Genomic DNA, 13618 nt, shown 5'->3' with positions numbered 1-13618 from the left:
GTTTTTTATTAATTTAAAAAAGGCATAGTGGAAAGGTGATTTTTTTGTACCCTTTTTTAGAAAAAGACACAGAAAAATAGATATAAAAATAGAAAATAATATAAAAAACACTAAAAAAAGACAAAAAAAATCTCAGCTGATCTGCCAATCAAGCCGAGAAGAAAAGTAACCTACGATTGCTACGAACAATCGTAACCATTACAAAAATAATCTAAAGATAGTTTATCATTTATATTCTTCTAGTTCAACAAAAATATTGTGGAATTCCACAATAAAAATGCGGACAGTTTTGGTAAACGAATGGTTAGGTTTTTCTTCTCTAACGCTTTTTAGCGATCACTGGGAAGAGGGGCCAGCCATTCGTTTTTTTATTTGGATGAAAAAAGGTGTTGATTATCCGTAAAGAACAAAAGATAATTACTCCTTACCAACTGGCACTTCATCAGAATATATTTTTAGGTATATCCATACCTAAAGAAAATCTATGGAGGAAAGGACGGTAACCAAGATGGAAAGTTTAAAACAACCAACCGTAAATTTACAAGAAAAACTTATAACACAAGTTGCTTTTTCATCAGAATTTTTACGCCAGTTATTTAATATTGAACTGCATTACAGTCTTGGTGAAACTTTCTCAATTGTAGAGGAAGGAACAATACGCACTCGAAAACTCCACCACTTAATGACAAGTGATTTTATCACTTCAATCGTCCTTCATGTGTCTTGTAATACTATGGGAGAGATAAGAGAAACTAACCCGCATAACTTGTACAATGAGAGGCTGTGTAAATTATTTCAAGCTCCTATAACGTACCAAGAATTTAAACACTCCCTAAAGAAATTAGAACTAAACAATTTAATACAAGTATCAAAGGATCCTTATACCAAAAGATATCACTATAAATTGAATTTCTTTGTTAATGAGAACACAGGAAAAGCAGAAAGATATGTTGTAGCACATCCAGTTATATTTACAGAAGCTTTTACAAATCTCCCAGTGACTCACATTAAAATGTACTTCGCATTAATCTGGCAGCAAGGGAATAAAAGTGAGTTTCTCTTTACAAGAGTTATGGATTCTAAGGATCAGTTAGAAAATAAATCTGATATTATTTTTATGGACTTAAAGACATTACTACATAAACAACAAAACTCAGATATAAGACGGGTTTTGGATGATTTAATTACAATTCCTCTTTGTAATGATCAACCGTTATTTCACTCATTACCGGGAGAGCAGTTAGTAATTAAAAGAGGGAAACGTTTTTTTAAGATTCAGGTAAGATTAAACCCTTATTACCACAAATCTGTGGAAAAAGGGGGAATGTATCGCTATCCTCTAACTCCACAAGAATCATATAAACGTGAGGCAAGTACTATTCAAAAAGAGTTAGAAGAACACAAAATTGATGAGTTAAGAGTGTTATACAAGGGGAAATTATTTAAAGATCTTCTCTATATCTTAAAAGACCGTTCAAAATCTACGATAAAACATGCTATTCAAGCAATTAAGGAACATGTAAATTTTTATAATAAGTTCCCTGCAGAAATACAGCAATTTGTAATAAAGGCCATTCGTCATAAGTCTATTATTAATTACACGAAAATTGCTAGAGAAGAAGGGGTTTATGATTACATCACATTCAAGTGCAAAAAGCCTTTAGATAAAGAAAATAGAATATATGAGTTTGTTTCACGTATGAGCTACTATTCCTTACGAGTGTTCAGAAAAATGTGTAGGGTAGCTTTACCTATTCTAAAAAAATATCATAGCAAAACAGAATATAGTGAGAGTGATTACGCTAATTACTACAACATTAAGCTAGACTCTATCATGCATATTGACATCGTTAGAGGGGTTGCTATTCGGAAAAAAGTACATCCATCTGAATATGGTGAGATTGAAAATTTAGCAGCTGATATGATGTTGAAAAATACAGATATAAAAGGTATTGCTGAATTTATGCTTAATAAACTTAATACTCTTGAACCTGTGAAGTCTGCTCCTAAATTACCTTACGCATTCAATTTAGAGCAATTTATGATCGATGAATATACACATTTCATCAATTCTAATTAAGACAACACGAACAGCCTAGTCAAATTCATTTTTTGACCAGGCATTACTATCCTAATTTTATACTGGACTCTTAAATGTAGGGATAATCTAAGCCTTGCAGTATAAAATTAGTCCCTATATAGTTTTTTTTCAGACTACCTATTGAATAAGGTGCACCGGCTATGTATGTAGCCCGATTATTCGTGACTATTTTTCTTTCACAACTTCAATATCCTCTCGTCAGAGGAAACTCAATAGAACGATATGCGCGCATTATCTTCTTGTGTCCAAATAATAGTATTATCATTATGCACAGATCTAAAGAAGCTTAAACACAACACTATTATCTTTTAAAAAAAGATAGAAGGAAAATTATTCTCCTATCTTAAATATTCATAAAAAAACATAATAAAAAATGTTATTAAAAAGAATTGTGTGAATTCTGTTTATATATTTCCTCTAAAACGTAAAAAAACATCATTCCACATGTTATTAACGTGGATAATCGTAATAAATAAGTGATATATTTATTAGAAAGGAGTTATGAATTATCTGAAAAATAATATCCTTCGTTTTTTTACGATTACAAATACTCTTCTATGTTTTTTCTATTTTAATAAATTATATTTATGTTTTTATATGAAAAAAAACAGGGGAAATATAAGTGATTACTAGAATTGAGCAACTTATAATAGATTTTATTATTTAAAAGGTTTTATTTTTTATTAGTTGTATTTACCTATATTATTAAAGGAGTGATATAAATATGCCTTATGGTTATACAACTTATTTAGAAGATAATCATTATAGTCAGGAAACAGTTAACGACTACAAAAAAATTATTAATTTATTTTTTCAATTTATAGATGATTTATACGGGAAGCAAAAAGAAATCTTTCAAATCTCTCCGAAGGATATAAAAGACTATTTAGAAAGATTAAAGGACGATGGAAGTAGCATAAATACAGTCAATAAACATTTATCCATCTTAAAAGGTTTTTTTGATTATTTATGGGAAAATGACAAAATACCTGTTGATCCAGCAATGAAAATAAAAAGACATAAGGTTGTTGAAGAAGAGAAAGAATTTGATATTTCATATGAAATGTTATTGCAAATATTACCTCAAGTATTAAGCAACCCTAAATATTCTCTATTAAGAAAAGTTATTTTTATCTTAGCCATGAAAGGTCTTAGACATACTGAATTTCAAATTCTAAAAGATAATATTGAAGATTTAGGGGAAGAAGTGTTAATAAAGTTTAAAAAATATTCTTTGAAACTAGCTGGTGAAGAAGGGGAATACTTCTTAAGCTATTACTTTGAATCCAATTTTAATGGTTCAGATTATGTTTTCACTACAAAAAAACACGATGAAAGCATAGTACCCATTGAACATATGTCTATATATACCCACTTAAATGCAATTACAGACGAATTTAAATTGCCTAGTAAGATTACTCTCAATGGAATACGACATTCTTATGCTTACTACCTGTATATAAATAAAAAGTACCCAATTCAAAAAATAGCTGAGACTTTGAGAATTGAAAATGTGAGTGCATCACACTTAGTTAAAATCAGCATGAATCGGCATAAACAGAAAATATCTTGAAATAATCACGTAAAAATGTAGAATTATATATAAATAAATAATTAAGGGAATAAAGCCCAAATAGTCATGGCAATTGCTGTGTCTATTTGGGCTTTATTTTTTTAGGAGGACTTTTATGTGAAAAATTTAGAAGAAACTTATGAGATTCCAATAGCCCTAGAAAATTTGATAATTGCTTCCTTGCTAAGTCAAGGAGAAATAGACTTACTAAAATCAAATGAACTTATTGTTCCATTTAGTAAAGAAAAAGCATTCTTTCTATCAAGCTATCTTAAACAGCATAATATTTTAGATTTTGTTCATGTTCAAATACATAAAGAGCAATTTAAAATACATTCGAATAATAGATTAAAAGAGCTGATAGATAATTGGTTTAATAGTGGCACAAAAACATTTATACAGAAGTTAGATTCTAATATCTTGCGTTATGAAGCCATTATATTATGTATTAATTTATTTGGTAGTAGAAAGTTAGAAAGTATTTCAATTCAAACAACTGTTAATAAAAAATATTTAAGGACCGTAACATACTGCATAGAACAAGTTTTAAAAGTTCCTGTTATTCCTGGGAAGAATCAAATAAAAATACCGGATGTACTTGAATTAATTATAAAATCTATTGATCACTTAGATACAATTAATAGCACAGAATTAACAACATACCTAAATTCTATGGAGAAGAACAGATTAATCAATAATGCCTAGTCGATTGTAAAAGGAGAAATTCTTAATGAAGTACAAGCCTCTGTTATTGGGATTTTTATTTAGTTCTGTATTAGTTGGTTGTAACGACAGTTTTATGAACAGTGCAACCGAGTTACAGCAGCAAGAAGAAAATAAGAAAGTAGCCAAACAGAAAGAAACTGAAGAAATGAAAGAAGAACAAGAAAGACTATTGAAAGAGATGGAAAAACCCTTAGATGAAGTTATTAGAGAAGGTCATATTGATACCAAAAAAGCGATAGAACCAGACAGTTCATTATCTCAAAAAGATAGTTACCAAAATGAAGCGGAATTTTCACAATTCGTGGGAAAAACTCTCTTTGACTTTCAAAACTCAGCAATTGAAGCTAAAGATTATTTAAACTTCATAGAAAATTATGGTTCATCAGATTTAAAAGAAACTTATGTAACTAATAAAGAGATGGGTTTAGAGCTTATACAGAGCCTTCAAGACACTTTTAAAGAGCAAGAAATAGTTAGGAATTCCTATATTTTATCAGAGGTGACATTGAACGAAACTAAGTCCGAAGGTTACTTCTACAGAAAGAATAGTACTAATAAGGGTGATGAATATTTTATTGTCACAATCGTAAAAGAAGATAGTACTTGGAAATTTGATACTGAAGATACAGCACCACCATTTGAAGAAGAAACTATATCAGAACAAAAGGAAGGTAATTAATAATGGAAACTACGATCACTAAAAAAGATGCATATTCTTATACTGAACAAAAATTAAAAGCACATTTCCAAAATAACTCTGAATTCAATGCATCATTTGCTGTAATGTTCGACTTTTATAGAAAGAAATTCAGTCATATCATTGAAGAGAAAAATAAATCTACTTTCGAGGACAGATTATTCACAAGTGCAAAAGGTCAATATTTTAATGGATATTTTATGATAAGAGAAATGTTATCGCATGAAGAAACACAGATTCAAAATGAGTGGCTAGCACAACCAGAAGGGATTATTACAGAAGAGATCCCGCAATTAATTAAGAATATAACTGGGAGTAATTTTGATGAGGTAATCTTAACAGAACCTATGCAACAATTTACGATGTGGGCCATTACACAATATGAAGACATTTTAGCTGCATTAAATCAATTAGCATTTGATATTGTTTGTCTAGGGGCAAAACAAGCCATTTTAGATGAAAGAGACACTAGAGGTCTTTCTGAACATAAATCAAGTCTAGAAGGGCTACTAGGAGGCGTAGATAGAGCTACATTTATTACACCTCAACACTTTCTAACTTGTGATGTTAAAACGTCAGAAACGGAAATATGGACGCTCTCATGGTGGTCTGCTCTTGATAAATTAGATAACAAAGCGGGAGAAGTCACTATTGTTAGAATTATCCAAGAAAATGAATCACGATATGCTCTTAACGTATATTTAAGCAGTCAAGTACCGGAGCATGAACGTAATTTAATTCTTGAACAAACGTTAACTAGTCTTATGGAAAGAAATGAGATTGCTAGAGAAGATGTGACAGTAAACTTTGCAGTTGTTAGTGACTTTTATATTTTTGTACAAGATTAATTGATTTGAAATCTGAGAAAAGGTTCTAAATCTCTATATAGAGGTGATAATATATAATGTCGAATATTTTATTAATAGGCAGTAGCTTAATGTTTGTTGTTGGTATGGTTATACTTATCTTAGGGTGTTTTCGTTCAGTACGAGTCGGAACAGTTCCTTCAGAAGACGCTATAATTTTAAAAAAGTACGGAAGATTAGCCCTTGTTTTTATACTGTTGGGATTAATTCCTTTAATTTATTAAAAACGTTAATAAAACTTCTAAACCACCGAAAATGCTATTATAAGCAATATTTATCGGTGGTTATTTTTTATTTGTAAAATCATATATTCCTCTCATTCACACTTTTAAAACGAAAAAGCACCGCTGAAAAAGGCTCATTAAGCTTCTTTCAACGGTGCTTCCGTTAACAGTAAATATTGGGTTATGATAGGTAATTTAAATATAATGTAGAATGATAAAAAAATCAAATAAATATGGTCATCTATATGCTCTACCTCTTGATTAAAAACGATTCTCTCCGCTCATGGATTGCTGAGCAAATGATACTAAACGTTTAGTGATTTCTCCACCAACTGATCCATTGGCACGTGCTGTTGTTTCTGGTCCTAGGTGTACTCCAAATTCTTGAGCAATTTCCAGTTTCATTTGATCAATTGCTGCTTGAGCGTTATTCACTACTAATTGGTTACTGTTGTTATTTCTAGCCATCTGAAAACATCTCCTTTTTAATTTTTATTTAAAATGTAGTATGTGTAATTTCCAGTGATTTATTCATTTGAATTTATCACTCCAGAAGAATCCCTCTAAGGAAAGGCTTTATATTAACGTTAAGACTACATTGTATTATGTTCATTGAAGTTTCAATTCCAAGGAAGTCAGTTGAAAAAGGGGATAAGACGGTAGAGATGCTGTTCGCACATTTACAACTATCCAAAAAGAAAAAAACAATTTGTTTAAAAAAGTCAGGATAATTTATGTACACGCATTTATTGTTAAACTGGGAAGACCACTATTATAATAAGTATGTAATATGATTTTAGTTAATCTAATATTTTAATAAACATTAGGAGTGGGTTATATGGAAAAAACTTATTACTTAATTTGGGTAAAGAATCAAGATGGGAAAACTCTTTCAAATTTTGTTTATAAAGATAAATTATCCTCTATACCTTTGAAGTTATATGCAGATTTTGATGATGAGGCAGAAATGGAACTAACATACCTCTCTATTCCTGAATTAGTAACAGAAGAATTTGAATTACCATGGCCTAGTGAAGACGATACCGTCCATACACAAGATGTTTATAAATATTTATCAGAGCCAATAGCATTTGATGACGAATACGATGCTCTTCAATATGTTTTTAAATTGTTAGCGGATATGAATGGAATACCTGTATTTACAGAAGCAATGAACATTTATCGCCAAATTCCTCTTGTGTATAATCTTGAACCGACGGTTCCTGCTCTCAGCGTAGGTGAACTAATAACTATAACTAAAAGATACAAAGAAAAAGAAGTTATCATTTATGATTCTTTTTCATCTAAGATTACTACTTATAATATATCTGACAATAATTTAGATATGGAAGAGTTTTTTATTGAGTACCTAAAAGAAAGAAGTATTACAAATAGCTTTTAACAGTGTGTTTCACTAAATAATATCATGCCTAAGTGGAATTTCTACTTAAGCATTTTCTATCACTATAAAGCGTTTACATTATTCTAATCTATTAAGAGTAACTTATAACCTACTGTAAAATAGTAAATACAAAAAAAGAAACTCCCTTTTTATTTAGGGAGTTCCGTAATAGACTGGCTTTTCATAAAACATTCTTTAGCATTAAAAAAGGTCATCTGTTTTGAGATAGTACCACTTTCAAATATTTCGTTTAAGTACGTTGTAACAGCCATAGCAGCCATTCTGTTAGTGAGTAGTCTTTGCGGAAAACTCGCCATTAAATCAGAACAAGCCATTTGAGAAGGGGCAACTTCACCCTCATCATCAATAAGATCTGGTAATACCTCAGCTGGTGCAGGTAAAATCGTTTTACCATCAAGCTTTAATCCACAAACAACTTGACCATTCCAACCGCTCTCTGCATATAATTCTTTTTCCTTATCGGTCCATTTTTCCATCGGTCTATCACGAAAGTCTTTAGGAACTTCCGTACTCGCATTGCCAACATCAATATATAGACAACGACCTACTTTATGAAAAAAGTCATTCATCACCTTACGGGTATATGCATTGTCCACACAGCCAATAATGATTGGTAGGTAAAGGACTTCATTGGAATAACCAATTGCTTGATAGTCGGTATTAAAAAGACTCTTTAACATGCCAACGTCTTCTATATAAGCGTCTGAAAAACTACTAATTGAAATATTATAAGCAGTTCGATACCTTCTAGCTAAAACATCAGCCTTCTTTTTGCCTATATCACTTTCGACAAATAGCTGGTTAGAAAGATTTTTTTTCTCGATTACGTCTGGATCTGTAATCAAAAAATGACCTCGCATATTAAAAATAGACATCATTTGTGCCACATGCTGCACAACGTATCCACCAGTACCTCCCGTTCCAACCACTACAATATAAGGGTATAATTTTCTTCGTTTATCTGAATAACTCTTTTCTAATAAATCAATGATCTTATTCATAAGCAACCTCCACAACACTTAAATCATATTCATCTGAAACAACATCGAAAGGATTTTCGAATATCTTCCATGGACTTAGCGGAATATGAGTTTGTGTTTTCATATCAAATGTTCTTACTGTTATCTCTGGAAAGAACTTATCCACTCGTCCAACAATCGCATAAAAGATAGGCGCTCTTTCACTTTCATCATCTTGAGTTGATGGGAAAGGGGGCATTGTGTGATGCGAATGAATCTCTAAGCACTTCACACATTTTCTATCAATTGTTTTTAAAGCAGTAACAGTAATGTCTTCTGTAACCTCAACCCAATAAGGGTGTACTTTTTGTTCAGGAATATCCATAAAAAAGGTGTTTGTATCAATATCCAAGAAAATATCAGCGTGTACTTCCGTTCCATATTCATTCGAGAAGTGCCTAGAAATCGCAATAAATTCCTTAAGCAAAGAAAAGGGGATTTTTCGAGAAGAAGCAAAAGAGCCCGATTTTTCACCGGACTCCTTTCTACAATCTTCTGTATTTGCACCTTTTTTCTTCGCCTGCAGGATAATAGATACCAAGTTCTTTTCCTTCAAGTAGACTACTTGAGCACCTGTATCTATAACTGGATAATCTTCCCTAACTCGTTTTTTAAGCTCATTTTGGTCAATCTTTTTATATACTATTTCTCCATCCTTTTTTATCGCAATACCATTAATTAATTCCTCAGTCGAGAAATAATCAGTAGGTGCAATATATTCAGAATAGAAGTAGATTTTTGTTTGATCATCCAACTTGAACTCATCTTCCTTTGTTTTACTAGAAGATGTAGAAGTACCAGCCTTTTTCTTGCTTTCTTCTACTCTTTTAGCAATCTCCGCTTGTTTCTTTAATCTCTCTTCTTCTTCACGTTTTTGTTGCTCCTCATATTCATCCTCAATCCCAAAAAGTGAAAACATATCAGTTTGGTTTTTATCCATTTTAGTCATTATAATTTCCTCCCAAATTGTATTAAAATTAGTTAGTTTCTATTACTTATTCAATGCAAAAAACTCATTAAAAGTTACTTTCATTGGAACAAGTAAGTTATCATCAAAATCACTATCTTTTAAACTCTCAAATAAACTTTTCATTGATTTTCCTTCAGAATTAACAGCACCATAATCATCTCCAAATGGAGCTGCAAAAAAGATATAGTGCATGGTTTCAAGTGAATTTAAACATTCAATTCTTGGAAATGTGTTCGTACCCATACATACATCAGCCGATGAATGATGAACATTAGGAAATGGGAAATAGAAAAGGTCAGTATCACCTTTTATATATCCGTTTTCCTTAACGGCCACAATTTTGAGGTTTTGAATATCATTACCTGACAGACTATAAGTAAATAGCAATCTTGGAAAACCAATTGTCTCTGTCTTACCGTTATAGTTTATTTGCCACTGTCTTTTAGGAATCTCTATATAAATCTCATAACCTGTTACTTTTGTTACGCATTTAATACAGTTTTTAGGTAAGAATGGGGTTTCCATTCTTTCACCTTCTGTAATAGATGAAGTAAGGGATTTAATAAGATTACTAAGTGACATAGAATACTCACCTAATGTAACTCCAACTTCGTTTTTTTGTATAACATCAACAGGATCACTAAAATTACGCAACCTGTCTGTTATTTTGATCAGAAACTCCATTATTTTCTTCCTCCAATTGTTTAATGAATTCTAATATCTTATTTCGGATGTTCATAACACCCAAAGCTAGTTCGTGAAACATACCTGTGAACCATATTGATATTAAAAGACCATCTTTCTTAGGTGGTATATCAAAATCGGCTTCAGTTGTTTCAAAACTTTTAGATTCATCGACAATTAATGTTTTTATATCCTCGTAAAATTGACTCTTTATAACTCGTTGAAAGAGAGGGTCTTTAATGAGAATCATTAATTCAGGAGTCCCATTAGAGCCGCAGATTTCAGCAAATTCTTCATCAATTCCACAAGATTCATAATCACAGTATTTTACCTCTAAGAAAAGAGCATCTATACTTGATCGAAAAATATCATAACCAGAATCATTACTAAAATTGACATCTACCTGAAAGGAATTAACACCTAATTTAGTAACGTCCACACCCATGTCATGGAATATTTTCAACATATACAGGTTAGAAATTGTATATTCGTGAGAGCTCTTTTCATAGACATCCATCTCCATTAAAATCTGCCTCCTAAAAGCTAGATGAAAAGTTCTTCATCATCACATTTATTTATCTTGTTTTCAGCATGGTAAAGCTCATATATTCTGTTTTCTACGCCATGTTGGATAGTGAATGGATTCTGAGGGTCACAATAAAATTGTTCCTCATTATCTTCAAACTCACTTAAAGGAATACATTCCATCGCTTCATAGGCATATTTAACATCATGAATTGAAAAGCTGTTAAAATCGATTCGGTCAATCTCAGCAGAGGACCAAATATATGAAACAACTCTACCGATACCGCTTTGATCTTCCAACTTTTCACTTGGCTTTCCATGCTTTTTTATATTCCTCTCAAACTTCGAAAAATCAAAATTCATTGTCTTCACCTCAAATAAAGAAGGGGGTCTTTATAAAAAGACTCCCTTTAGGTCATTATGATGCTCTCACTGGTAAGATAAGTTGTAATTCTTTCGAAGAATGACTTATATCGTCATAAACCGGATTAATTACAAAAGGTCGCATAGGTCCTTCAAAGTGAATATCCACTGTGTCGGTATCTATTGATTGAAGTGCTTCAAGGCAATATCTAACGGAAAAATTAATATCAAACTCATCTTCACCCTCAAACATATCGTAAAAGATATCAAAATTACCTTTACCACTTTGAGCCGTTGAAGGTGATAGGCTTGCTACACCGTTAATATGAAGCTTTGTAGATGCTGTTTTCTTGTCATCTACAACCCCATTAATAAACTCTAATCCTGAAATCAGTTCTTTTCGGTCAATCGTCATTTTTTGCTTATGGTCAGTTGGAATTAATCGAGAAGTATCGGGAAAGTTACCGTCTAATAAACGTGAGTTAAAAACGGTTTGTCCATTTCTCATAACAACACTTAATTCATGAACAAAAAACTCAACATTTTTACTAAGATCAAATGACTTTAATCCCTTATCCCAAGTGCCTTTTGGAATGACTATGGACATTTCCTCTTTATTGCTAGTTGTTACAGAAAGGTTAAGCTTTGATAATCTATGACTATCCGTAGCAACTAGCTCAATACAATCACCTTTAACAGTCAAACAAACACCTGTTAAGATTGGTCTAGTTTGTGATTCACTTGTCGCAAAAACTGATTTACGAGCAAGGTCTCTAAACTGTTCACCAGAAACACTAAAGGTAGGTTGTGAAAGATCTTTAATTGGTAATTCCGGATACTCAAGAGGGTCCATGCAATTCATATCAAAATCAATCTTTTTTCCAGATTTGACTTTTGTTATCAATCCATTATCCTCTGAAGAAATTTCAACCGTCTTCCCAGCTCTTTTCACAATATCAACAATATTTTTAGGGAAAACAGTTTTCCCTGTACTGCTTACTGTTACACCTTCATTGTCAACAGGTATCAAGTGAACCAAGGTATCGGTATTATCTGAAGCCTTTATAATAATCTCTTCATTTGTTACTTCTACATAGATTCCTTGTAAAATTGGTAAAGCTGTTTTATTTATAGCTTTGCTTACCGCTTGTAAGGCAACTAATAAAGTATCTCTCTGCATTTCTAATTTCATCTTCATTTCCTCCCAAATATTCACGTTTTTTAAAATAAAAAAGCACAAAAAAGGACTTTTTATCCTCATTTGTGCTTCTCCTTGACTATTATGCAGTTTCTCTTTGTTTACTTTGAGATTCTGCTTTTGCCATGTGTATAATCTTCTGTACCTCGTCTTTTGTTACATTAAAGACAAGAGTAAGAATGTTTTTAACCTCTATATCCGGCTTAACAATTTGAGCAAAGTTTAATACCTGTTCGATAGGTAAGCCGTAATGTTGTGCTGCAACACAGATATCATTTACAGGTTTTAATGCGTTGTGATAGTTATATAACGCATCGATAGGAGCATTTACTAGTTCATTTGGATGATTAATTTGATGATTAGGATTTGCTTTATTAAAGATCCGAGGAATATATCCTGGTTGTCTACTTAATCCGATCACCGTTTCAATACGTCCAACATGTTCTAACACTTGTTTCATATCATCCTGTTTAGATGGTTGCTGTTGCCCACTTGGTTGATTGTTACCTCTATTAGTATCTTTCGGTTGTTTCTGTTCACTATGCTTATACTGAGAAGGTAGAGCCCAATCAGGAAGTCTTGGTGCTGACCAATATCCTTTCACATACTCTTTAGAATTACCCTTCTTTACCTCTGCATTGAAGTATATGTCTTCATTAGTTGATCTCGATTGAGTTATATTAACCCATTGTTCGTCAACATTATAAAGATATCTTCCAATCCCCCAAGCAGATGCAGTACGCTTTGAACTAGCTGAAATACCACCTTTGGTACTTTCAAAGTTGGTTTCATCAGCGGCATCATATTTTGTAACCCACTCATCACCAAACTTTAAGCTAATTCCACATAGTACACCCTTGTCGCGCCAAGTTGAAAATTCATTCTTCCAGCCAAATGGACCCATCACTTCGTCTAATCGATTTTGAATTGCACGATTATTGACATAGGCGCAAACAATGGCTTTTACTTGGTCACCAACATACATACTTCTATGTACTCTCCATTCAATGTCTTCTGGTGCAAACGGCTCCTGAAGTCGTTTCATAATCTCTTCTGGAGTCAGCTGCATACAATTTTTTTCACCCATTACAAACATCCTCTCTTAACGTATAATTTCTATCCACCCATCAATGTTTTTTGCTAATTAAACGCAAAAAAGCCTTTGAAGTTCATAGAAATGTAGACACAAAAGTAGTGTATACATAAAACCATGAACCACAAAGGCTCCGTAAAGTCGTTTCTGTAGTGA

General features: G+C 32.1%; 14 protein-coding genes. 6 read left to right on the top strand and 8 right to left on the bottom strand.

Translation table 11 applies throughout. The annotated features are described in order from the left end of the window. Positions 1-508 precede the first annotated feature (508 nt). The 5 genes from COD11_RS15545 to COD11_RS15525 all read left to right on the top strand — a co-directional run bounded on the left by COD11_RS15545 (position 509) and on the right by COD11_RS15525 (position 5945). A complete protein-coding gene (locus COD11_RS15545) occupies positions 509-2080 on the top strand; it encodes a hypothetical protein (RefSeq protein WP_098797822.1) in 1572 nt (523 codons plus the stop codon). 745 nt (positions 2081-2825) lie between these two features. Next, positions 2826-3674 carry a tyrosine-type recombinase/integrase gene (locus tag COD11_RS15540; RefSeq protein ID WP_098797821.1) on the top strand — a complete coding sequence of 283 codons (849 nt, stop codon included), beginning with the start codon at positions 2826-2828 and terminating at the stop codon, positions 3672-3674. 117 nt (positions 3675-3791) lie between these two features. Beyond that, on the top strand, positions 3792-4379 hold the full coding sequence (locus COD11_RS15535; protein ID WP_098797820.1) for a hypothetical protein: 588 nt from the start codon (positions 3792-3794) through the stop codon (positions 4377-4379). Between the two features lie 25 nt (positions 4380-4404). Continuing rightward, entirely contained in the window at positions 4405-5079 is a 675-nt protein-coding gene (locus tag COD11_RS15530; protein ID WP_098797819.1) for a hypothetical protein, read from the top strand. Positions 5080-5081: 2 nt separating this feature from the next. Then, positions 5082-5945 (top strand): hypothetical protein, encoded by an 864-nt coding sequence (locus COD11_RS15525; RefSeq protein WP_098797818.1) that lies wholly within the window; start codon positions 5082-5084, stop codon positions 5943-5945. A 503-nt stretch (positions 5946-6448) separates the two neighbouring features. On the opposite strand, the gene COD11_RS15515 is transcribed toward COD11_RS15525, so the two are convergent. Next, positions 6449-6655 carry an alpha/beta-type small acid-soluble spore protein gene (locus COD11_RS15515; protein ID WP_098797816.1) on the bottom strand — a complete coding sequence of 69 codons (207 nt, stop codon included), beginning with the start codon at positions 6653-6655 and terminating at the stop codon, positions 6449-6451. Between the two features lie 370 nt (positions 6656-7025). Between COD11_RS15515 and COD11_RS15510 the strand changes: the two genes are divergently transcribed. After that, the gene (locus tag COD11_RS15510) at positions 7026-7589 is read left to right on the top strand and encodes a hypothetical protein (RefSeq protein WP_098797815.1); all 564 of its coding nucleotides are present in this window, start codon (positions 7026-7028) and stop codon (positions 7587-7589) included. 149 nt (positions 7590-7738) lie between these two features. On the opposite strand, the gene COD11_RS15505 is transcribed toward COD11_RS15510, so the two are convergent. The 7 genes from COD11_RS15505 to COD11_RS15475 form a co-directional block, all read right to left on the bottom strand. Further along, positions 7739-8611, bottom strand: a complete 873-nt coding sequence (locus COD11_RS15505) for a ThiF family adenylyltransferase (RefSeq protein ID WP_098797814.1) — start codon at positions 8609-8611, stop codon at positions 7739-7741. Then, complete coding sequence (locus COD11_RS15500; RefSeq protein WP_098797813.1) at positions 8604-9578, bottom strand: Mov34/MPN/PAD-1 family protein; 975 nt, start codon at positions 9576-9578, stop codon at positions 8604-8606. Before COD11_RS15500 ends, COD11_RS15505 begins: the two co-directional genes overlap by 8 nt. 42 nt (positions 9579-9620) lie before the next feature. Beyond that, the gene (locus tag COD11_RS15495; protein WP_098797812.1) at positions 9621-10283 is read right to left on the bottom strand and encodes a hypothetical protein; all 663 of its coding nucleotides are present in this window, start codon (positions 10281-10283) and stop codon (positions 9621-9623) included. Then, positions 10246-10806, bottom strand: coding sequence for a hypothetical protein (locus tag COD11_RS15490; protein WP_098797811.1), 561 nt, complete (start codon positions 10804-10806; stop codon positions 10246-10248). Before COD11_RS15490 ends, COD11_RS15495 begins: the two co-directional genes overlap by 38 nt. 20 nt (positions 10807-10826) lie before the next feature. Further along, a complete protein-coding gene (locus tag COD11_RS15485; RefSeq protein ID WP_098797810.1) occupies positions 10827-11171 on the bottom strand; it encodes a hypothetical protein in 345 nt (114 codons plus the stop codon). A 55-nt stretch (positions 11172-11226) separates the two neighbouring features. Further along, a complete protein-coding gene (gene dnaN, locus COD11_RS15480; RefSeq protein ID WP_176551106.1) occupies positions 11227-12363 on the bottom strand; it encodes a DNA polymerase III subunit beta in 1137 nt (378 codons plus the stop codon). A gap of 88 nt (positions 12364-12451) precedes the next feature. Then, positions 12452-13456: a Rad52/Rad22 family DNA repair protein gene (locus COD11_RS15475; RefSeq protein WP_176551105.1), complete on the bottom strand. Its 1005-nt coding sequence runs from the start codon at positions 13454-13456 to the stop codon at positions 12452-12454. Positions 13457-13618 lie beyond the last annotated feature (162 nt).

It is taken from the genome of Bacillus sp. AFS040349, from assembly GCF_002577655.1.
Classification (GTDB): Bacteria; Bacillota; Bacilli; order Bacillales; family Bacillaceae; genus Metabacillus.
Note: the sequence above shows the minus strand (reverse complement) of the source record. Positions and strands in the feature narration are given on the sequence as shown.

Coding starts and splice junctions, on each gene's coding strand:
- dnaN (WP_176551106.1), bottom strand. CDS start 12,363: ATGAAATTAGAAATGCAGAGAGATACTTTATTAGTTGCCTTACAAGCG.
- COD11_RS15495 (WP_098797812.1), bottom strand. CDS start 10,283: ATGGAGTTTCTGATCAAAATAACAGACAGGTTGCGTAATTTTAGTGAT.
- COD11_RS15505 (WP_098797814.1), bottom strand. CDS start 8,611: ATGAATAAGATCATTGATTTATTAGAAAAGAGTTATTCAGATAAACGA.
- COD11_RS15500 (WP_098797813.1), bottom strand. CDS start 9,578: ATGACTAAAATGGATAAAAACCAAACTGATATGTTTTCACTTTTTGGG.
- COD11_RS15540 (WP_098797821.1), top strand. CDS start 2,826: ATGCCTTATGGTTATACAACTTATTTAGAAGATAATCATTATAGTCAG.
- COD11_RS15490 (WP_098797811.1), bottom strand. CDS start 10,806: ATGGAGATGGATGTCTATGAAAAGAGCTCTCACGAATATACAATTTCT.
- COD11_RS15525 (WP_098797818.1), top strand. CDS start 5,082: ATGGAAACTACGATCACTAAAAAAGATGCATATTCTTATACTGAACAA.
- COD11_RS15485 (WP_098797810.1), bottom strand. CDS start 11,171: ATGAATTTTGATTTTTCGAAGTTTGAGAGGAATATAAAAAAGCATGGA.
- COD11_RS15515 (WP_098797816.1), bottom strand. CDS start 6,655: ATGGCTAGAAATAACAACAGTAACCAATTAGTAGTGAATAACGCTCAA.
- COD11_RS15510 (WP_098797815.1), top strand. CDS start 7,026: ATGGAAAAAACTTATTACTTAATTTGGGTAAAGAATCAAGATGGGAAA.
- COD11_RS15530 (WP_098797819.1), top strand. CDS start 4,405: ATGAAGTACAAGCCTCTGTTATTGGGATTTTTATTTAGTTCTGTATTA.
- COD11_RS15475 (WP_176551105.1), bottom strand. CDS start 13,456: ATGGGTGAAAAAAATTGTATGCAGCTGACTCCAGAAGAGATTATGAAA.
- COD11_RS15545 (WP_098797822.1), top strand. CDS start 509: ATGGAAAGTTTAAAACAACCAACCGTAAATTTACAAGAAAAACTTATA.